The organism is Subdoligranulum sp. APC924/74, assembly GCF_003324125.1.
GTDB classification, from domain to species: domain Bacteria; phylum Bacillota; class Clostridia; order Oscillospirales; family Ruminococcaceae; genus Gemmiger; species Gemmiger qucibialis.
On sequence record NZ_PSQF01000003.1, the window covers coordinates 16474 to 37799 of the forward strand.

Below are 21326 nucleotides of genomic sequence, written 5' to 3' on the forward strand. Positions count from 1 at the left end.
GTGCGCCCCTACGGTGGGATGCGTAACGAGCCTTTGTCCACCACAAACTCCTAACTTCTCCCTCCTAACTTCTAACTTCTAACTAAAACTAAGGGAGAACCAATCAATGGCAAAGAAACCTGTAATGCTCTGCATCATGGACGGCTTCGGCTGGACCCCGGACGAAACCTATGGCAACGCCGTTGTTGCTGCCAACAAGCCGCATCTGGATGCACTGATGAAAAATTACCCTATGACCACCATCAACGCATCTGGCATGGCTGTCGGCCTGCCAGATGGCCAGATGGGCAACTCTGAAGTTGGCCATACCAACATGGGTGCTGGCCGCATCGTGTACCAGCAGCTCACCCTGATCACCAAGTCCATCAAGGACGGCGAAATGTTCAAGAACCCTGTGCTGGTCAAGAACATGAAAGCTGCCATTGATGCCGGCAAGGCCATCCACCTGATGGGCCTGGTTGGTACCGGCGGCGTTCACAGCCATGCCGATCACTGGTTCGGCGTGCTGGAAATGGCTAAGCATATGGGCGCAACCAAGGTTTATCTGCACTGCATCATGGACGGCCGTGATACCGACCCCCATTCCGGTAAGGGATTCCTGGCTGACCTGCAGGCCAAGCTGGACGAGCTGGGTATTGGCACCATCGCCAGTGTCAGCGGCCGTTACTATGCTATGGACCGTGACAACAACTGGGACCGTGAAGAAAAGGCTTATGCCGCTTTTGTTTACGGCGAGGGCAACCATGCCGCCAATGCACAGGAGGCCATTGAGGCTTCTTATGCGGACGGCAAGACGGATGAATTCGTGATCCCTGCCGTTACCTGTGAGGGTGGCCGCGTGGAGGATGGCGATACCATCATCTTCATGAACTTCCGCCCCGACCGTGCCCGCCAGATGACCCGCATTTTCTGCGATGATGCCTTTACCGGCTTTGAGCGCCGCGGCGGCCGCAAGCAGGTTCACTATGTCTGCATGGCCGAGTATGATGCTACCATGCCCAACTGCGAAGTTGCCTACCCGCCGGTTGAGCTGAGCAACGTTCTGGGCGAGTATCTTTCCAAGAACGGTAAGACCCAGCTGCGCATTGCCGAGACCGAGAAGTACGCCCATGTGACCTTCTTCTTCAACGGCGGTGTGGAAGCCCCCTATGAGGGCGAGGACCGCAAGGTGATCCCCAGCCCGAAGGATGTGCCCACCTATGACCTGAAACCCCAGATGAGCGCCCCGGAGGTTGCTGACGAGTGCAAGGCCCGCATTGAGAGCGGCAAGTACGATGTGATCATCCTGAACTTTGCCAACTGCGATATGGTCGGCCATACCGGCGTGTTTGATTCCGCTGTCAAGGCTGTGGAAGCTGTTGATGCCGCTGTGAACGAGGTTGTGACCGCTGTGCTGAACGCCGGTGGCTGCGTGTTTCTGACCGCTGACCACGGCAACGCCGAAAAGATGAAGAACCCGGACGGCACCCCGTTTACCGCCCACACCACCAACCCGGTGCCGTTTGTGGCCATCGGCTGCGGCGATGTGAAGCTGCGTGAGGGCGGCTGCCTGGCAGATATTGCCCCCACCATGCTGCCTTATATCGGCCTGCCGGTACCCTCGGAGATGACCGGTAAGAGCTTGATCGTTGACTAAGCACTCAAATAAAGTAAAAGAGGCCCGGAACTGTCGAAAAGACAGTTTTTGGGCCTCTTTTTTGTGCAAAATGGAAATAATGAAGAAAAAATTTCAATGTTAACATATGATAATGAAATGCGGAAGTCATATGTGTTATAATACCGAATATGTTGGCTATGAACAAAAACGAATAAAACAGGAACACATATTATTTATGGGGGGGGGGGGGGTAACACTGCCAGCAAGTTGCGGGCTGGCTGTGTGCCCCGGATGCGAAGAGACAAAAAAAGATATGCCTGAAGGGGAGAAACACACATGGAGAAAGCACGGAATGTTGATATCCGGCAGTTCTACCGGGAAGATCTTGGGGTCCATTCCGAAGAACTGTTGGATAAGCTGGAGGCGGTATCCCAGGCGGTAACGCTGCAAAAAGGGGAGATCCTGAATAAAAAAGGGGAACGCCAGACCATGCTGCCGTTTTTGATCGAAGGCATGATGCGCTGCGTTACCTTGGATAGTGAGGGCAAAGAGAAAACCCTGGGCTTTACCATGAACCGCGGCGATGTGGTGCTTTCCAACATGGACCTGACCGGCTGCCATATCAGCACGGACCAGGCACTGGTTCCATCAACCCTGATTTTGCTGCCCATTGATTATGTGTTGCAGAACATGAAAGATGAGCCGGAGGTGATCCGCGTCTATCAGGAGCAGATCGTCAAGTGGGGCATGATCTATCAGTCCCGCGCCGTGAGCCTGAGCCAGGGGGACGCGACCGAGCGGTTCGAATGGTTCTGCAAGGAGTATCCCGGCATGGTAGATATGGTCAATAACCGCTATATTGCATCGTTTTTGGGCATTACCCCGGTCACTCTCAGCCGCCTGCGCCACGGCGTTGCCACAAAAGTGGGCCGCGAAAAGCGGACAGACGAAGAATAAAGAAATAATAATCCTGATATGCAGCAGCGCCCGCACCGGACTGTAAGGATCCGGTACGGGCGCTGATTTTTCTTTATGTGGTTTTGCCTGTGTATATCACTGGATCAGTACGCCGGTGGTTTCATCAAAGTGGTAGGTTTGACCATCAATGGTGCTCCAGCCCTTGTACATGGCACCGGTGTTCAGGTCGTAATACCAGCGCTTGCCATCCTGGGCGTACCAGCCTTTGATCATAGCGCCGTTGGCGTCATACCGCACCCACTTGCCGCCGTTGGAATCCTGGTATACTTCCTTGCTTACGGCTTTGGCACCCTGCTGCACGCTGTCCAGCCAGTACCAGGCACCGCTGGCGGGGTCATAGATCTCTTTGCCGCGGTAGTTGGCGTTGCTGGGCTGCCAGCCCTGGCGCACCCAGTTTTCGTACCAGTAGCTCTTGCCATCAATCGTGTACCAGAAGTTGCCCGGCGTGCCGCTGGTCATTTTGCCGTAAACGGGGTCGAAGTAGTACAGCTGGTTGTTTACCGCAACGGAACCATACTGCATAATACCGGTCTTGGGGTCATAGTACACCTTGCGGCCATCCGGCAGGGTCCAGGGGCCTTTGATCATGGCACCGGTGACCGGCTCAAAATAGTACCACTTGCCGTTCTGGCAGTCCTCACCTTTTACCATGTGGCCGTTGGCATCATAGCGCACCCATTTGCCGCCGTTGGATTCCTGATAAACGTCTTTATTCACGGCCTTGGCACCGCCCTGGTTGGCATCCAGCCAGTACCAGGCGTTGCTGCCGGAATCGTAAATTTCCTTGCCGCGGCCTGTGGTGCCCTGCTTTACGCCGTTCTCATACCAGTAATCGCGGCCGTTCTCGCTGCGCCAGCCGGTGTAGTTGTTGTTATTGCCGGGATACTCGCCAAACCAGTAATTCAGGTCAACATTGGCATTCACACCGGGAACCGTACCTTTGTTGCTGTACTGCCACATGTTGCAGCTGCTGCCGTCATAGCTTACGCCGGAACGGTAGTCGGCCATCCACTTGTACCATCCGGAATTACTGAACCGAGAGTCCGTCAAGTAATTCTGGAAGAAATAATAGTAAGAGTAAATGCCCACGCGGTAGCCGGCGTTGGAAACCATGTTGCACCAGGTCTGGGCAATATCGCCGTAAGTAGAGTTGCTGGCGATGGGGTTGCCGTCACGGGTATGTTCAATGTCCAGAAATACCGGCAGGGTGGGGTTGTGCCCGCTCAAAAGGCTCAGGGTATGGCGGGCCTCACTGGCGGCCATATCGGTATTTTCAGCGTAAGAGTAAAGGTACACGCCATAGGGGATGCCAAGCCGTTCACACTCGCTTACGTTGCGGTACCACTGGGCGTCATCCTGTTTGTTTTCGCCCACGCCATCGTATTCGCTGCCAATGCCGCAGCGAATCATGACAAAATCAATGCCGGAATTTTTAACGGCGTCCCAGTCAACGGTGCCCTGATGGTAGCTGACATCAAAGCCGTTATAAGTAACGCTGCAGGTGGCAATGCCGTTGGAACTGTAGGTGGCAGCGTCCTGTTGGACAATATCCTCCCACTCGATGGCGGGCACGGAATCATCATAGATCGGCACGCCATCTTTGTAGCGGAAGCTGTTTTCCAGCCCGTTTGCCACATCATACGGTACGCCGGAATCTTCCTGTGCGGTTTCCGGCGTGCTGGTTTCGGCCGCCGCAGGCAGCGCCGCAAACAGCCCTGCTGCCATAACAGCTGCCGCAGCCAGGCTGGCTGTGCGCAGTTTTAGAGTCCCTTTCAAAATTTATTCCTCCTTCAAAGTGAACATCATTAACTATCATCATACCACAACCGCATAGCCTTGGGAATGGTTACATATGTAAAATTTGAAAGCAATACCGCATAATTCTGCGTGTCGATGCCCCTATCGACGCTTGAATTTGCAGGGCAGGGAAGGTTCGGTGCAGCCCAAAAGAAAAACGTGCATTCTGACGTGTCTTGCGCTGCGCGCTACTTGCCAATGCAGGCAAAATCGGGTATGATAACAATAAGTAGAAATATTCTGCCGGACACCCGGCAGATTGGGTAAGAAACAGCAAAGGAGAACCTGTTATGCGTTATTGCAAAAAATGTACCATGCCGGACACCCGCCCCGGTATCACCTTTGACTCTGAGGGCGTTTGCAGCGCCTGCCGCCATTACGAAAACCGCAAAAATGTGGACTGGGACGCCCGCTTTAAGGAGTTTGAAGCCTACTGCAACAAGTACCGCGGCATGAACGGCCCCGGCGGTTATGACTGCGCTGTTGCTGTTTCCGGCGGTAAGGACAGCCACTTCCAGGTTTGGATGCTGAAAGAAGTCATGCACATGAACCCCATCCTGTTCAGCGTGGAGGATAACTTCCCCATGACGCAGGCCGGCATCCATAACCTGAAAAACATCAGCGAGGAATTCGGCTGTACCATCATCAGCTGCAAGCCCAACATCCGCGCCCAGAAAGTGCTGATGCGCAAGTTCTTTGAAAAATACGGCAAGCCCACCTGGTATGTGGACCGCCTGATCTATACCTTCCCGCTGCACATGGCAGCCAAGTTCAACACCCCCATGCTGTGCTATGGCGAGAACGTCAGCTTTGAATACGGCGGCTGCTCCGATAAGGAGACGTATTCCGCCATGGATCAGATCGAAAATGGCGTGGCGGTCGGCTTCCCGATGGAAGAGCTGGTGGGCGACGGCGTGACCGAAAACGACCTGTCCCTGACGCTGGCCCCCTCTGCCGAAGAGCGCGCGAAGCTGGACCCGTTCTATATGAGCTACTTTGTGCCCTGGAACAGCTACAAGAACTACCAGATCGCCAAGGCGCACGGCTTCCATGACCTGACCCATGAATGGGACCGCACCCACCATGCCGAAAACTTTGACCAGATCGATTCCCGCGCCTACCTGGTGCACTCCTGGCTCAAGTACCCCAAGTTCGGCCATGCCGCTGCAACCGACTATACCGCCCGCTATATCCGCTATGGCATGATGACCCGCGAGGAAGCCATTCCCATCATCAAGGCCCGCGATGGCAAGCTGGACCCGCTGTGCGTGCGTGATTTCTGCGATTTCTGCGGCTATACCGAGAGCGAGTTCTGGAAGATCATGGATAAGTTCTATAACCGTGATCTGTTTGAAAAGAACGACTGCGGCGAGTGGGTGCTGAAACACCCCATCTGGGAGGAAAACAAATAATGGTACGTCATGTTATTTTGTGGAAGCTGAAAGAGATGCCCGCCGCTGAACAGGAAACCGTCAAGGCGGATATCAAAGCCGGGCTGGAAGGTCTGGCCGGGCAGATCCCCGGTTTGGCGGAGATCCATGTTTACACCAAGGCCCTGCCCAGCTCCGCCAATGCGGACCTGATGCTGGATACCACCTTTGTGGATGAAGCCGCCCTGAAAGGCTATGCCGTTCACCCGGCCCATGTGGCTGTGGCTGATGGCAAAGTGCGCCCCTATACCGCCGTGCGCACCTGCCTGGATTTTGAAGTATAACAGGGTAAGCTATTAAGCTGAAAAAGGATCCATCAATGATGCAGAATACAGAACATACCGCCGCGCCGCTACTGGTGCGCGGGGGCCGGGTTCATGATGCCGTTCACCCGGAACCACAGCAGATCGACCTGCTGCTGGAAAACGGCCGCATTGTTGCCATGGGGCATGAACTGAACGTGCCCGCCGATATCGCCGTGCTGGATGCTGCCGGGCTGGATATTTTCCCCGGTTTTGTGGATGCGCACACCCATATCGGCCTGGATGGTTATGGCATCGGGTACGAAGGCTGCGACTACAACGAGATGAATGACATCTGGACCCCGCAGCTGCGCGCCATTGACGGCATCAACCCTCGCGATCCCTCTTTTGCCCATGCACGGGAAGCAGGCATTACCTGCGTGTGCACCGGGCCGGGCAGCGCTAATGTGCTGGGCGGTACCTTTACCGCCATCAAGACGGTGGGCGAGCGTGTGGACAACATGATCGTCAAGGAAGCCGTTGCCATGAAATGTGCCTTTGGCGAAAACCCCAAGCGCTGCTATAAAGATAAATGCGATTCTACCCGCATGTCCACCGCTGCGTTCCTGCGCGGGGCGCTGGCTTCCGCCAGGGATTACGGTGCCCGCAAGGCTGCCGCCAACGGCGATGTGACCAAAATGCCCGCTTATAACCAGAAGCTGGAAGCCTTGCTGCCGGTGCTGGACCACACCATTCCCCTGAAAGCCCATGCACACCAGGCCAACGATATCTTTACCGCCATCCGCATTGCCAAAGAGTTCGATGTGGGCCTGACGCTGGAACATGTGACCGAAGGCCACCTGATCGTGGACGAACTGGCCAAGGAAAGCAATATTCCCATGGCCGTCGGCCCCAGCCTGACCTTTGCCAGCAAGTTTGAACTGCAGAACAAATCCTGGGAAACGCCGGGCGTTTTGGCAAAAGCGGGCTGCCATGTTTCCATCATCACCGATAACTCGGTCATTCCGCAGCAGTACCTGCCGCTGTGCGCCGGTATGGCGGTCAAAGCCGGCATGGATCCGTTTGCCGCATTGCAGGCCATCACCATCAACCCGGCCAAGCACATCGGCATTGCTGACCGTGTTGGCTCCATCGAGGTCGGCAAGGATGCAGACCTGGTGCTGACCGATGGCTGCCCGTTTGAGGTTATGACCAACGTGAAAGCTGTTCTGATCAACGGCGCAGTGGTCAGCCAGAAATAAAAAGCACTGCACCGATGTAAAAAATAGGCTGGCATCTTGCAAACAGCAGGGTGCTGTGCTATAATATCCACAGAACAGCAAAGGCGCTGTCCGATAGCATTGCTATACGGACAGCGCCTTTTTTGGTTCAATAGGAATTACCACGGATGGAATGAGAGTGAGAAATATGGAAAAGAATCCTCGTTATGTCGAAATCGATTACGCCAAATACGCGCCCGATATCCCGGAGGATCAGCTGGAAGCTTATTACGGCCTGCCCAAACATGTACAGTTCTGTAATGAATGCGTGATGAGCAACCAGAAGCCGAACTCCTGCTATGAATTTGAACATACGATCAAGTCCATTAAAAAGACGATGGTTATTCAGGACGACGGCACCTGCGATGCCTGCCATGCCTGCCACAATAAGGCGAACGGCCATATTGACTGGGCTCTGCGCGAAAAAGAGCTGCGTGAGCTGTGCGATGAATACCGCAAAAATGACGGCAGCTATGACTGCCTGGTGCCCGGCTCCGGCGGCAAGGACAGCTTTTATGCCGCTCACATCCTGAAATACAAATACGGCATGCACCCCCTGACGGTGACTTGGGCACCGCATATCTACACCCCCTGGGGCTGGGATAACATGCAGGCCTGGATCCACGCCGGGTTTGATAACTACCTGTGTACCCCCAACGGCATGACCCACCGTCTGCTGACCCGTTTGGCGACCGAGAACCTGTTCCACCCGTTCCAGCCGTTCATTTTGGGCCAAAAGCAGCTGGCCCCCAAGATGGCCGCCAAGTTCGGCATTCCCCTGGTGTTCTATGGCGAGAACGAGGCCGAGTTCGGCAACCCCATTGCGGATAACAACTCTGCCCTGCGCGATGAGCACTTTTTTGCCGTCAATGATTACGACCATATCTACCTGGGCGGTGTCAGCCTGCGCCAGCTGGAAGAGGATTATAAGGTGGATAAAGCCGACCTGGCCATCTACCTGCCGTCCGAAACTTCCAACCTGGAGAAAAACCATGTTCAGGTGCGCTACCTTGGCTATTACGAAAAATGGCACCCGCAGGGCGCCTACTATTACAGTGTAGAACACGGCGGCTTCCGCCCCGCACCGGAGCGCACCCAGGGCACCTATTCCAAGTATAACTCCATCGATGATAAGATCGACGACTTCTTCTATTACACCACCTACATCAAGTACGGCATCGGCCGCACCACCTATGACGCTGCACAGGAGATCCGCAACGAGGAAATCACCCTGGAAGAGGGCAAGGCGCTGTGCAAAAAGTTTGACGGCGAGTATCCCGACCGCTTTGAAAAAGAGATCTTCCAGTATCTGTCCCTGGACCGCCAGCACTTCCCGTGGGCCAGCCAGCTGTTTGAACAGCCCAAAATGGACCGCGAATACTTTATGCACCTGGCCGACCGTTTCCGCAGCCCCCACCTTTGGAAATGGGAGAACAACATGTGGAAACTGCGTCACACCCCCTACGAGGGCGACAGCGAAGTGCTTTGGGGCGACCCGAAGGGCACCCACCACGAAATATAAGGCCAAGGGCAATACCGCATAATTCTAAGTGCCGATACGGCGAGCGAGGTGCGGCAGATGCCAAGCCAAAAGCGCAGATAATACTGGATGTCTTATCGAGCATTTTGGCAACGCAGCTGCCGGAGCGGTGCTTAAGCCGCAAGGCGGGAATTGTGCGGTGTTGCCCAAGAGCTCTGGAACTGAGGAATTTTTTATGGCTAAGAAAAAAATCCGCCTGATTGCACGGCTGGATGTCAAGGATACCAACCTCGTCAAAGGCATCCAGTTGGAGGGCCTGCGCAAGCTGGGGGATCCCAACCTGTTTGCACGGGAATATTATGAGCAGGGCATTGACGAGCTGCTGTACATTGATATTGTGGCCAGCCTGTATAACCGTAACAACCTTTCGGATATTGTGCGCAAAACCGTGGATGATGTGTATATCCCGGTCTGCGTGGGCGGCGGTCTGCGCAGCGTCGAGGATGTGCGCCACATTCTTTCCATGGGGGCGGATAAGGTTGCCATCAACACGGCGGCCATCAAACGCCCGGAGCTGATCACCGAGGTTGCCAACGCCTTTGGCAGCCAGTGCATGGTGCTTTCCATCCAGGCCAAGCGCAACCGCACCTGGCCCGGCAAGTGGGAAGCTTATTATGACAACGGCCGCGCTCATTCTGGTTATGATGTAGTGGAATGGGCCAAACGCGGCGTGGCGCTTGGGGCAGGGGAGATCCTGCTGATGAGCGTGGACAACGAGGGCCTGCAGCGCGGCATGGACCTGGAACTGATCGAGGCTGTGACCAAGGCGGTCAATGTGCCGGTCATCTGCGGCGGCGGTGTTGGCTGCGGGGATGACATTGTGGACGGTGCCAAAGCCGGTGCCGATGCTGTGGCCTGCGCCGCAGTGCTGCACTATAAAAAAGAAACCGTGCAGGAACTGAAAGATGAAATCCGCGCAGGCGGGGTGGAGGTGCGCCGGGTATGAAAGTAACAGTGATCGATTACGGTCTATCCAACCTGCTCAGCGTGCAGCATGCGTTCGCCCATTTTGGGGCAGAAGTACAGGTGACCAGCAGCCCGGCAGATGTTCTGGCAGCCGATGCCCTGGTGCTGCCCGGCGTGGGCGCTTTCCAGGACGGCATGCAGGGGCTGGAACAGCTGGGGCTGATCGAGCCCATCAAGCAAAAGACGGCCCAGGGTACCCTATTGCTGGGTATCTGCCTTGGGATGCAGATGCTGTTTGACGAATCCGAAGAATTCGGCCTGCACAAGGGCCTTGGCCTGATTCCCGGCCGCGTGGTGCGCATCCCGGATGTGGACGCGGACGGCAGCCCCCAGCGGGTGCCGCACATCAGCTGGAACCCACTGTACCCGGCGGGCGGCCGCACGGATTTTTCCGGTACCGCCTTGCAGAATGTGCAGCCGGGACAGGAATGCTATTTTATCCACTCTTATGTAGCAAAGCCCGCAGCGGAGGAATACCGCCTGGCCGATACCGTGTATGGCGGCCGCAAGGTGTGCGCCGCTGCCCAAAAGGGCTGCGTGATCGGCACCCAGTTCCACCCGGAAAAATCCGGCCCGGTGGGGCTTGGCATCATCAAAGCCTACCTGGACCTGTGCGCCCAGGCAGAATAACAGGGAAATAAAGCGGATTTTCAAACGTAAGATAATCCAATGCTGGGGAACGTTCTGCGCGAGCGTTCCCCTTTTTGTTGTTGGTTTTGCTAAACTGATGGGTGAATTTTGGGCGAAGTTGTACAATTTGGTGCAAATTTGCCTGCAAAAATGGCACCAAAAGTCCATAAAAGTCCAAAAAATGGTCATTTATCTATTCCCAAGGACAAAAGTTTGGTGTATAATAATACCTGTAGCTTGGTTAATTAAATGACAATCTTTCTGGAGAGGTGTCTGTGCATGAAAAAGCTGATATTGGTCACAAGCCCGCCGGCCTGCGGAAAAACCTTTATTTCCAAGCAGCTGGCAAAAGCGCTGAACCACGTTGTCTATCTGGATAAGGATACCTTGATCCCTTTGTCCAAGCAAATCTTTGCGGTGGCGCACCAGCCGTATGACCGTAGCAGCATCTTTTTTGAAAAATATATCCGTGACCTGGAATATCGTGTGGTTCTGGACCTTGCTATGGAAGCGCTGGAGTACGATGATATTGTGCTGATTAACGCCCCCTTTACGCAGGAGATCCGTGACCTTGACTATATTACCACCCTGCGTGCCGAACTGAAAAAGAAGCAGGCGGAGCTGGTTGTGATTTGGGTAGATACTAACCCCAAAGTGTGCCACCAGCGCATGATCGACCGCGCCAGCGACCGTGACATGTGGAAGCTGAACCACTGGGACGAATATATCCTGGGTGTCAACTTTAACCCGCCGCTCAGCTTAAAGCTGGAAAACCAGCCCGATTCGCTGCTGATCTTCCACAATTCTTCCGATGAAGAGTTTGAAGAGAGCATGAAAACCATTGTTGCCCAGTTGGAAGCCGCTGTGGCCAACCGTGTGGAGATCCCGCGCACCCGGTATTGATACTGTCTGTTTTTTATTCCCATTGTGCCGCTTTGGCATGATGGGATTTTTTATTTGCTGTCTGAAATTGCTTTAATTGCTTTTACCGCCGGGGTATGGTATAATCTATTCTGTATCAATCTGCAAAGCAGGGCGCTGCTTTGCGGCAAAAATCAACAGCAAAAGGGGCAGGGCATATGGCAAAGGATCTTCTGGTCGGTTCCACCGGTTTTGTGGGGGGCAACCTGGCGGCAAAACATGCGTTTGCCGCGGTATGCCATTCCACCGATATTGCCACGCAGTTCGGTGCCAAGCCGGATCTGTGCGTGTACGCCGGGGTGCCCGCCGCCATGTTTTTGGCGAATGCAGACCCGGATGCCGACCTTGCCGTGATGGCCGCCGCGCGGGAAAACCTGCGCCAGATCGCCCCCAAACAGCTGGTGCTGATCTCCTCTATCGCTGTCTATGCCGACAGCAGGGGAAAGGACGAGCAGAGCCCCATGACACCGGACGGCCTGCCCGCCTATGGCCGCAACCGCCTGCAGCTGGAACGATGGGTGCGGGAGGATTACCCCAATGCGCTGATTGTGCGGCTGCCTGCCCTATACGGCATTGGGCTGAAAAAGAACTTTTTGTTTGACCTGCACACCATCACCCCGGCTATGCTCAAGCCGGAAAAATATACCGAACTTGCACAAAAATCCCCCCTGGTACGGGATGGCTATACCCTGGCAGATAACGGCTTTTATAAGCTCAACGGTGCGGTGGATGCCGCGGCCCTGCGGGAATTTTTTGCGGGCAATGATTTTAACGCCCTTGCCTTCACGGATTCCCGCAGCCGTTACCAGTTCTATCACCTGGCCCGCCTGTGGCAGGATGTGCAGACCGCGCTGCAAAACGGCCTGACCACCCTCAACCTGACCACCCCGCCCGTTACGGCGGCGGAGGTTTACACCACAGTGACCGGCAAAGCCGACTGGCACAACGAGCTGCCCAAGCCCCCGTTTGATTATGACCTGCGCAGCCGGCATGCTGCGCTGCTGGGCGGGGCGGACGGATACCTGTGTACAAAACAGCAGGAGCTGGATGAGATCTGCGCCTTTATGCGCGCATGGAGGAACTGAGGATGTCCGAACTGAAACTTGCAATTTCCAATATTGCGTGGGATAAAGCGGATGACGAAGCTGTTTACGCTGCCATGCAGCAGAACGGCTTTACCGGGCTGGAAATTGCCCCCACCCGTATTTTCCCGGAATATCCGTATGAAAACCTGACTGGAGCCGCTCTGTTCGGCGGCTACCTGCTCAACCGCTGGGGGTTCCATGTACCCAGCATGCAAAGCATCTGGTACGGCCAGACCGGCAATATTTTTGATCCCGTGCAAGCCGAAGAATTGCTGGATTATACCGCCGAGGCGTTCCAGTTTGCCCACACCATCAACTGCCCCAGTCTGGTGTTCGGCTGCCCCAAAAACCGCCGCCTGGACCCGCCGCACACCGCGGCGGAGGGCGATGCCTTTTTTGCCAAGGCCGGTGCGCTGGCGTCCCACTATGATGTGGTGCTTGCCATTGAGGCCAACCCCCCGGTATACACCAACTACCTGAACAATACAGCCGATGCTTTTGCCATGGTCAAACGGCTGCAAAGCCCCGGCCTTGCGGTTAATCTGGACCTTTCCACCATGATCTCCAACGGCGAGCGCCTGCGGGATTTTGTGGATGATATCAAATACGTCAGCCATGTTCATATCAGCGAGCCGGGGCTGGAACCCATTGTTCCGCGCCAGGAACACAAAGAACTTGCCATGCTGCTGAAAGCCGTTGGCTACAGCGGCGATGTTTCCATTGAGATGAAGCGGACGGATGTGGAAACCGTCCGCAAGACCCTTGCCTATATTGCGGAGGTGTTTGCATGAGCCTGCAGCCAGTGCCGATCCAGAATGTTCCCGGCGTGCCGGATTATACCTGCACCGCCTTTTTGCCCAAAAGCAGCGATTACTGCCTGCTGATCCCCGTCATCAATGAGGGCTCCCGCATTTTGACCGAGTTGGGCCGCGCCCAGAAAGCCGGGGTGGACCGTTTGGTGGATATTGTCATCTGCGACGGCGGCTCCACCGATGGCAGCATGAACCCCGATACGCTGGAGCTGTACGGGGTGAACACCCTGCTGGTCAAAACCGGCCCCGGCAAACAGGGTGCCCAGCTGCGCATGGGCCTGCATTTTGCCCTGACCTTTGGCTATAAGGGCGTGCTGACCATTGACGGCAACAATAAGGATTCCATCGAGGATGTTCCGGAATTTGTTGCCAAGCTGAAAGAAGGCTATGACCTTGTGCAGGGCAGCCGGTTTATCCCCGGCGGTCATGCCATCAATACGCCCAAAACGCGCTATGCGGCGGTACGGCTGATCCATGCGCCAATCATCAGCGCGGCAGCCCACCAGTGGTTTACTGATACCACCAACGCTTACCGCGCCTACAGCCGCGAATACCTGACCCACCCCGATGTGCAGCCGCTGCGGGATGTGTTTATGGGGTACGAGCTGCTGGCCTACCTCAGCATTCGTGCCACTCAGCTGGGTCTGCGCGCCTGCGAGGTCCCCGTGACCCGCGCATACCCGGCATCCGGCAAAACGCCGACCAAAATCAGCGGCTTTAAGGGCAACAGCAATCTGCTGCAGGTGCTGTTTGCCGCCGCAACGGGCAAGTATAACCCGTAATCGGGCAGGGGTGCCCGGCATAGTAATAGATTATCGGAGGTCCTGTGCATGACAGTGGATAAAATCATTATTGGTGCTGGCCTGTATGGCCTGTACGCAGCCCAAAAGTGCGGCGCGGCAGGCCAGCGGGTACTGGTGCTGGAGCGGGACCCTGCCCCGTTCATGCGCGCGACCTATATCAATCAGGCCCGCGTACACATGGGCTACCATTACCCGCGCAGCTACTCCACGGCCATCAAGAGCGCACATTACTTCCAGCGCTTCTGCCGGGATTATGATTTCTGCCTGCACACAAGCTTTGACCAGATCTATGCCACCAGCGCACATTTCAGCTGGACCAATGCGGCCGAATTCCGCCGCTTCTGCGCCGCGGCCAAGATCCGCTGTGATGATGTTGCCCCGGAGCGCTACTTTAATAATGGTATGTGCGATGGCGCATTTTTGACCACCGAGTATACTTATGATGCCCAGGTGCTGAAAAACTGGTTCCTGGAACAGCTGGCAAAGCTGCCCAATGTGCAGGTTCTGTACAGCCATAAGCCGGACAAAATTGAAAAAGCCGGCAGTGTGTGGCGGGTAACGGCAGGGGATACCACGGTGGAAGCACCGTTCATCCTGAACGCGACCTATGCGGGCGTGAACGATATCCACGCCATGCTGGGCCTGCCGCCGTTCAAAATCAAATACGAAAAGTGCGAGATCATCCTGTGCACGGTGGATGAGCGGCTGAAAAATACCGGCATTACCGTGATGGACGGCCCGTTTTTCAGCCTGATGCCCTTTGGCCAGACCGGCCTGCACAGCCTGACCAGTGTGACCTTTACTCCCCACGAAACCAGCTATGATGCGGTAGCAACCTTCCCCTGCCAGCAGCAGAGCGAGGGCAAATGCAGGCCGGGCAGCCTGTATAACTGCAACGAATGCCCGGCTAAGCCGCAGAGCGCCTGGCCCTACATGAGCCAGCTGGCCCGCAAATACCTGAAAGAAGAGTACAGCTTTGCTTATCAGGGCAGCCTGTTCAGCATGAAGCCGATTTTGAAAGCCAGCGAAATAGATGATTCCCGCCCCACCGTGGTGCGCGTGATGAACACCGAACCGATGCTGGTCAGCGTACTTTCCGGCAAGATCAACACCGTGTATGACCTGGACGAGGTATTGAACGTATGAGTGTGACAAATAAAGAAAAGAATTTTATCTCGGCTGTGGTCTACCTGCACAACGATGGTGCCCAGGCCGTGCGGTTTTTTAAGGCGCTGAACGCCGTGCTGGACCAGCACTTTGAACAGTATGAGCTGGTTGCCGTGGATGACGCCTGCGCCGATGATACCATCCCCACCCTGCGGGACTGGGCCAAAGCGCTGGAAAAGCCGCTGACCATCCTGCACCTGAGCCTGCACCAGGGGCGCGAGACCGCCATGAACGCGGGCCTGGATGCCGCGATCGGCGATTATGTGTATGAGTTTGACTCCACCCAGACACCGTACCCCATTGAGCTGGTGTTTGAAGCTTACCGTGCCGCCATGGCGGGCAGCGACATTGTATCCGTCTGCCCGCGGTCTACGGCTGGCAGCAGCAAAATGTTCTACCGCGTGTTCAACGGCAACAGCCATTCGGCTTACAAGCTGCGCACCGATGCGTTCCGCCTGGTCAGCCGCCGCGCCATCAACCGCGTGCATGCTTCCAGTGAAACGCTGCCCTACCGCAAAGCGGCCTATGCGGCATCCGGCTTAAAAATGACCGATCTGGAATTTGATGGCCGCCTGACTGATAATTCCGGCGGGCGCTTTGCCCTTGCCATGGACAGTCTGGCGCTGTATACCGATGCCGGGTATAAGCTCAGTGCAGGCATTGCCATCGTGATGATGTTCCTGGCGCTGGCGGAGCTGGCCTACACGCTGATCATTTTCTGCGCCGGGCACCCCATTGAAGGGTGGACCACCATGATGTTTGTGCTGACCCTTGGCTTTGCCGGGCTGTTTGCTGTGCTGACCATCATCATCAAATATCTTTCGCTGCTGGTGGACCTGGTGTTCAAAAAGCAGAACTACCTGATCGAGAGCATCGAGAAAATCCAAAAGTAAACCCTGCACAGGCGGGGAAGGGAGGGAGCCACCGCATTGATGCAGCAATATGACCAGCGCCGCCTGCGGCTGTTTGCGGTGGTGCTCTTTCTGGGAATCATGGCGGCCAACCTGGGGCGCTATCTGATCTTTGACGGCCTGTATCTGTGGGATGCCCGCCTGCGCTGGCAGGAGTGTGCCTATGTGCTGCACGGGCTGAACCCCTTTGATGTGATGCACAGCCGCGTGCCGTCCATCGAATCTATCGGCTGGCTGGATGCTTCCCTGGGGGGCACAGTGCCCTGGGCCTATGTGCTGGGCAATGTAATCAACCCCGGCTTTTTGCCGTACAGCGCGATGTGCGTGTACATTCTGGCGTTGGATTTTATCGCTCCGCTTGTCACGGCGCTGTGCATGGGCCGCTTTTTGTTGCGCCACCGCTATGTGCAGGATAAATACATGGCCGTGCTGGCATCGCTGCTGGTGTTTGCCCCCAGTATGTGGGCCAATGCGGTGCTGTTTGGCAACCAGAGCGGCATTGTGTGCTGCTGTGTTATCCTTTCCATGTGCGTGCTGGAGGACAGTGAGACTTTGGCGGGCCTGCTGCTGGCTGTTGCCATGTGCAAACCGCAGGTGGCGTTTGTGTTTCTGTTCCCGCTGCTCTGCAAAAAGCACTGGAAAGCAATAACCGTTACCTCCGGCACTGTGCTGGGGTCCTGGCTGCTGGCGGCCATTTTAACCGAAAGCAGCCCCATCTCCATGCTGACAGATATCATGGACCAGGGGTTGAGCTATAATACCTCTTATTATGGGCTGTTCAACTTTTTGTTGGGCTTTGGCATCTCCACCAAGGTGGTTCTCCTGCTGGATGTCGCTGTGGGCGGTGTGATTCTGCTGGCTGCTGCGGCCTGGATGTTCCGCAAAAAGCTGGATAATGACTGGTTGCTCTGGTACGCCGTTACCGCGGTGGTTTCCGTTATGTGGTTTTATAAGCAGAGCCATGATTATATCATTCTGGCGCTGCCTGCCATCGCTATTTTCTGCCTGCCGCATATCAGCCTGCCCGCATGGGGCAGTATCCTGATTTTGCTGGTGGATGTCATTGCCTTTGCGGTACCCAAAGTCTGCACCCTGCTGTGCGGCCTGCCGAAAGATGTGGTTTCGCCCTGGGCTAAACTGCTGGAAACGGTGGCCATTATGGCAACACTGTACTATGTGTTCCAGTCTGCCAAGCGCCATGCAGCGGCATTGCAGCAGGCGAGCCAGAATGGATAATTCCATAGGGGCACACATTGTGCGCCCGCTGCCCTGGCTGGAATAAACGCCTTATTAGAAAACGAAACACACGGCAAAACACCCGCGGGCAGACCGGCCCGCACCCTTGTGATGCCATAAAGGAGGCCGTGACCCGGCATGCCGAACCTGTTATCCCGCCTGCGCGGGCTGCGGCCAGCGCTGACCCGCCGCGCATTCTGGCTGTGGGCGGCGCTTATCACCCTGCTGCGCTGCGCAGTCACCCATTTTCAGCTGGCCTATATGTGGGCTGGCGGCGCCCCGCTGGACGATGAACTGATGTTCCGCGCGGCCAACGCCATCACCAGCGGCCAGTGGCTGGGGGAATATGACTATTTAACGCTTTCCAAAAGCATGTTTTTTGCCGTCTGGCTGGCACTGCTCAACAAACTGCACCTGCCCTACCTGTTGGGCGGGGCACTGCTGTGGTGTGCTGCAGCGCTGCTGGCGGCGTTTGCTCTGCGCCCGCTGTGGCGCAAAAGCCCGGCGGGCCAGGCCAGGGCCTTGGCCCTGCTGCTGTACGCGCTGCTGGCATTTCTGCCGTCCAGCTGGGCGTCTTACACGCTGCGCGTTTACCGGGATAATATCTTCCCGGCGCTCTGCCTGCTGTTTTTTGCCGGTATGGCGGGGGCGGCGCTGCGGGCTGTGTTTTATACCCGCCAGCAGGCACCCATTTGGCCGTGGCTGCTGGCAGCGGGCGTTGGCCTTGCCTGCGGTTACCTGAACCGTGAAGATGCCGGGCTGTTTTTGCTGCCTTTTGCCATTGCGGCTACCCTTTGCATGCTGGTGGTGCTGCTGCACCGCCGCCGCTGGCTGTGCGCCGCGGCGCAGGTGATTCCATATGCGGTTCTGGCGGCAGGGGTGGGCATTTTCTGCGCGCTGAACCAGCACTGGTACGGCGTGTGGGGGCTTTCGGATTTCAGCGAGGGCTCTTTTGCCGATGCGATGGGTGCCATGACCCGCGTGGCGACGGATTCGGACGAGCCGCTGCTCAGCGTGCCCGCCGATGCGCGCGAAAAGCTGTATGCCGAGATCCCGCAGCTGCAATGCCTGCAATACTGGCTGGAGGAGGACCCCCAGCTGCAAAATGATTTCCGCGACCCGGAACTGGACGATTACCGTGCGGGCAGCTTTTATTGGGCAATCCGCCGTGCCGCCCAGTATGAGGGCATTTACGCCGACGCTGCCACCGCCGATGCCTATTGGCAGAGCGTAGCCGATGCCATCAATGCTGCCTGTGATAACGGCACCCTGCCCGCCCGCAGCGGCAGGCGCAGCGCCACCAGCCAGCCCATCCGTGCGCAGTATGTACTGCCCGCAATCCGGGAAGCTGCCAAGAGCGCCCTCTGGGCCCTGACCTTCCAGGATTGCCCGGCCTATTACCAGACCCTGCGCTCTATCGGGACCACCGAGGACGTTGCCCAATGGTCTGCCTACCTGCACTGTAACTTTAATAATGCCGCTGAAGCGGGCAAGGATACGCCCTACTATGCGCCGCTGCAAAAGCTGGCCTACCGCGCGCTTGGCGTATTGCGCTGCGTGTACGCGGTGCTGCTGCCGCTGGCCTTTGTGTGGGCTGTGATGCGGCATCTGTGCGCATTGCCCATGGTTCTGCGCCGCCGCACGGCAGGGGCAGCACTGCCTTGGCTGCTGCTGTTTGGCCTGTTGGCTATGGCAGCCCTGCGCTGCGGCATGATCGCCTTTGTTGAGGTTTCCAGCTTTGGCATTGGCACATCCACCATGTATCTTTCCACCGTGCACCCGCTGCTGCTGCTGTACACATACGGGTGCCTGATCTACTACCGCAATAAAGGAGTCATCACCGAATGACGGATCTGTTGATTATTGGCGGCGGTGCGGCGGGCCTGATGGCCGCCGGTGCCGCCTGCGCACGGGGGCTGACCACCGCCGTGGTGGAACACAACCCCAAAGGCCCCGGCCAAAAGCTGCTGATTACCGGCAAGGGCCGCTGCAATGTGACCAATGATTGTGATGTGCGCGAGTTTTTGAACTATGTGCGCCATAACCCGCGCTTTTTGTACTCCGCGCTGTACGCATTCTCTCCGGCAAGCGCTATGGAACTGTTTGAATCCCTTGGCGTGCCGCTCAAAACGGAACGCGGCCGCCGGGTGTTCCCGCAGAGCGACCGTGCCGCCGATGTGCTGGCCGCCCTGCGCAGCTATGCCGCCGACGCCAAATTTGTGCATGGCAGCGCCAAAGAGCTGTTGATTGAGGATGGTCGCTGTGTTGGCGTGCGCACCTCGGATGGCAAAACCCACCGCGCAGCCCATGTTCTGGTTACTACCGGCGGCACCAGTTACCCCGCCACCGGCAGCGATGGCTCCGGCTATAAGCTGGCACGGCAGGCGGGCCACACCATTGTGCCGCCCCAGCCCAGCCTGTGCAGCCTGGTCAGCCCGGATCCGGCCTGCCGCCAGATGATGGGCCTAAGCCTGCGCAACGTGACCTTGACCCTGCTGAAAGACGGCAAACCGTTGTTTACTGAGCAGGGCGAAGCACTTTTCACTCACTTTGGCATCTCCGGCCCGCTGGTGCTTTCGGCTTCGACCTATATTGATGATGTGCAGCTGCACCGCTATATTGCAGAGTTTGACTTGAAGCCTGCCCTGGATGAAAAAACACTGTATGACCGCCTGACCCGCGACTTTGCGGCCCTTGGCGGCCACAGTGCCCAGGGTGCACTGGAAAAGCTGCTGCCCAACTCGATGCGGCCGGTTGCCGTTAAAAAGTGGGGCGTTGACCCCGCCACCCGTGCCGCCCAGATCACCCGCGAACAGAAGATGGCACTGGTACACCTGTGCAAGCACTGGCAGGTGCCCATCAGCGAACTGGGCGATTTGCAGCACGCGGTGATTACGGCTGGCGGCGTGGATACCAAAGAGGTTGACCCCAAAACCATGCAGAGCAAGCTGTGCCCCGGCCTGTATTTTGCGGGCGAAGTGCTGGATGTGGATGCCCGCACCGGCGGCTACAACCTGCAAATTGCATGGGCCACCGCACAAGCTGCGGTGCGCGCGATAGGAAACGATACCTAGGGTGTATCAGAAAAGTCGAAAATATCGCCTATTTCTACAAACACAGTACTATAACGGAAGGAAGTTTTTCTGATGATCTCTGTTGCAATCGATGGCCCGTCCGGGGCGGGCAAATCCAGCCTTGCCAAACGCCTTGCTGCGGATATGGGCTTTACCTATGTAGATACCGGTGCCATGTACCGCTCCATCGGCCTGTACGCCGTGCGCCAGGGCAAGGACCCGCATGATGCCGCTGCCGTGGAGGCCCTGCTGCCGCAAATCCACCTGGATACCAAGCTGGAGGAGGGCACCCAGCACTTTTACCTGAACGGCGAGGATGTCTCCTCGGCCATCCGTGCCGAGGAGATCGGCATGGCGGCTTCCGCTGTGGCGGCGATTCCGGCTGTGCGCACCTTTTTGCTGGATGCCCAGCGCACTTTGGCCGCCAGCCGCGATGTGCTGATGGATGGCCGCGATATCGGCACTGTGGTGCTGCCCAACGCAACGGTAAAAATCTTCCTGACTGCCACCCCGGAAGCCCGCGCAGAGCGCCGCTATAAAGAGCTGCTGATGAAAGGCGAAAAGCACGACTACCAGAATGTTCTGGCCGATGTCCGCGCGCGCGACTATCAGGATACCCACCGTGCAGCAGCCCCGCTGCGCCAGGCCGAAGACGCTGTGCTGGTGGATACCAGCGAGCTGAACTTTGACCAGAGCTTTGAAGCCCTGAAAAAAGTCATTCAGGACCGCGCAAAATAAAAGCCGCGCTGCGAGCAGGGGAGAGCGTTGCACCTGGAAAAATGTAGGTAATCTCTTCCGACAATACACGGGGCAAATAACCTGACGGCTCAACGTACCCGAAAACACAGAACAACAAA

At 56.6% G+C, this 21326-nt stretch carries 19 protein-coding genes; 18 read left to right on the top strand and 1 reads right to left on the bottom strand.

The features are described 5' to 3' along the window. Positions 1-106 precede the first annotated feature (106 nt). Positions 107-1636 (top strand): 2,3-bisphosphoglycerate-independent phosphoglycerate mutase, encoded by a 1530-nt coding sequence (gene gpmI, locus C4885_RS02020; RefSeq protein WP_113998791.1) that lies wholly within the window; start codon positions 107-109, stop codon positions 1634-1636. 297 nt (positions 1637-1933) lie between these two features. Beyond that, entirely contained in the window at positions 1934-2554 is a 621-nt protein-coding gene (locus C4885_RS02025) for a Crp/Fnr family transcriptional regulator (protein ID WP_113998792.1), read from the top strand. Positions 2555-2650: 96 nt separating this feature from the next. On the opposite strand, the gene C4885_RS02030 is transcribed toward C4885_RS02025, so the two are convergent. Next, positions 2651-4351, bottom strand: coding sequence for a glycoside hydrolase family 25 protein (locus tag C4885_RS02030; RefSeq protein ID WP_113998793.1), 1701 nt, complete (start codon positions 4349-4351; stop codon positions 2651-2653). Between the two features lie 311 nt (positions 4352-4662). On the opposite strand from C4885_RS02030, the gene C4885_RS02035 reads away from it, so the two are divergent. From C4885_RS02035 to cmk, 16 genes are all read left to right on the top strand, one after another. Next, entirely contained in the window at positions 4663-5784 is a 1122-nt protein-coding gene (locus C4885_RS02035; RefSeq protein ID WP_113998794.1) for an N-acetyl sugar amidotransferase, read from the top strand. Then, complete coding sequence (locus C4885_RS02040; protein ID WP_113998795.1) at positions 5784-6086, top strand: Dabb family protein; 303 nt, start codon at positions 5784-5786, stop codon at positions 6084-6086. Before C4885_RS02035 ends, C4885_RS02040 begins: the two co-directional genes overlap by 1 nt. A gap of 35 nt (positions 6087-6121) precedes the next feature. Beyond that, the gene (locus C4885_RS02045; protein ID WP_242979455.1) at positions 6122-7306 is read left to right on the top strand and encodes an amidohydrolase; all 1185 of its coding nucleotides are present in this window, start codon (positions 6122-6124) and stop codon (positions 7304-7306) included. Positions 7307-7472: 166 nt separating this feature from the next. Then, the gene (locus C4885_RS02050) at positions 7473-8846 is read left to right on the top strand and encodes an N-acetyl sugar amidotransferase (protein WP_113998797.1); all 1374 of its coding nucleotides are present in this window, start codon (positions 7473-7475) and stop codon (positions 8844-8846) included. A gap of 193 nt (positions 8847-9039) precedes the next feature. Continuing rightward, the gene (hisF, locus tag C4885_RS02055; RefSeq protein ID WP_113998798.1) at positions 9040-9810 is read left to right on the top strand and encodes an imidazole glycerol phosphate synthase subunit HisF; all 771 of its coding nucleotides are present in this window, start codon (positions 9040-9042) and stop codon (positions 9808-9810) included. After that, entirely contained in the window at positions 9807-10460 is a 654-nt protein-coding gene (hisH, locus tag C4885_RS02060; RefSeq protein ID WP_113998799.1) for an imidazole glycerol phosphate synthase subunit HisH, read from the top strand. The genes hisF and hisH overlap by 4 nt, the downstream gene beginning before the upstream one ends. A gap of 279 nt (positions 10461-10739) precedes the next feature. Further along, positions 10740-11363: an AAA family ATPase gene (locus C4885_RS02065; RefSeq protein ID WP_113998800.1), complete on the top strand. Its 624-nt coding sequence runs from the start codon at positions 10740-10742 to the stop codon at positions 11361-11363. A 176-nt stretch (positions 11364-11539) separates the two neighbouring features. Further along, entirely contained in the window at positions 11540-12466 is a 927-nt protein-coding gene (locus C4885_RS02070) for a sugar nucleotide-binding protein (protein ID WP_113998801.1), read from the top strand. A 2-nt stretch (positions 12467-12468) separates the two neighbouring features. Continuing rightward, on the top strand, positions 12469-13257 hold the full coding sequence (locus C4885_RS02075; protein ID WP_158538779.1) for a sugar phosphate isomerase/epimerase: 789 nt from the start codon (positions 12469-12471) through the stop codon (positions 13255-13257). After that, positions 13254-14060 (top strand): glycosyltransferase family 2 protein, encoded by an 807-nt coding sequence (locus C4885_RS02080; protein WP_242979456.1) that lies wholly within the window; start codon positions 13254-13256, stop codon positions 14058-14060. Before C4885_RS02075 ends, C4885_RS02080 begins: the two co-directional genes overlap by 4 nt. Positions 14061-14108: 48 nt before the next feature. Next, on the top strand, positions 14109-15227 hold the full coding sequence (locus C4885_RS02085; RefSeq protein ID WP_113998803.1) for an FAD-dependent oxidoreductase: 1119 nt from the start codon (positions 14109-14111) through the stop codon (positions 15225-15227). After that, a complete protein-coding gene (locus tag C4885_RS02090; protein WP_113998804.1) occupies positions 15224-16141 on the top strand; it encodes a glycosyltransferase in 918 nt (305 codons plus the stop codon). The genes C4885_RS02085 and C4885_RS02090 overlap by 4 nt, the downstream gene beginning before the upstream one ends. A gap of 39 nt (positions 16142-16180) precedes the next feature. Further along, complete coding sequence (locus tag C4885_RS02095; RefSeq protein ID WP_113998805.1) at positions 16181-17395, top strand: glycosyltransferase family 87 protein; 1215 nt, start codon at positions 16181-16183, stop codon at positions 17393-17395. Positions 17396-17533: 138 nt separating this feature from the next. After that, on the top strand, positions 17534-19243 hold the full coding sequence (locus C4885_RS02100; RefSeq protein WP_113998806.1) for a hypothetical protein: 1710 nt from the start codon (positions 17534-17536) through the stop codon (positions 19241-19243). After that, a complete protein-coding gene (locus tag C4885_RS02105; protein WP_113998807.1) occupies positions 19240-20469 on the top strand; it encodes an NAD(P)/FAD-dependent oxidoreductase in 1230 nt (409 codons plus the stop codon). Before C4885_RS02100 ends, C4885_RS02105 begins: the two co-directional genes overlap by 4 nt. Positions 20470-20541: 72 nt before the next feature. Continuing rightward, the gene (gene cmk / locus C4885_RS02110; protein ID WP_113998808.1) at positions 20542-21207 is read left to right on the top strand and encodes a (d)CMP kinase; all 666 of its coding nucleotides are present in this window, start codon (positions 20542-20544) and stop codon (positions 21205-21207) included. Positions 21208-21326 lie beyond the last annotated feature (119 nt).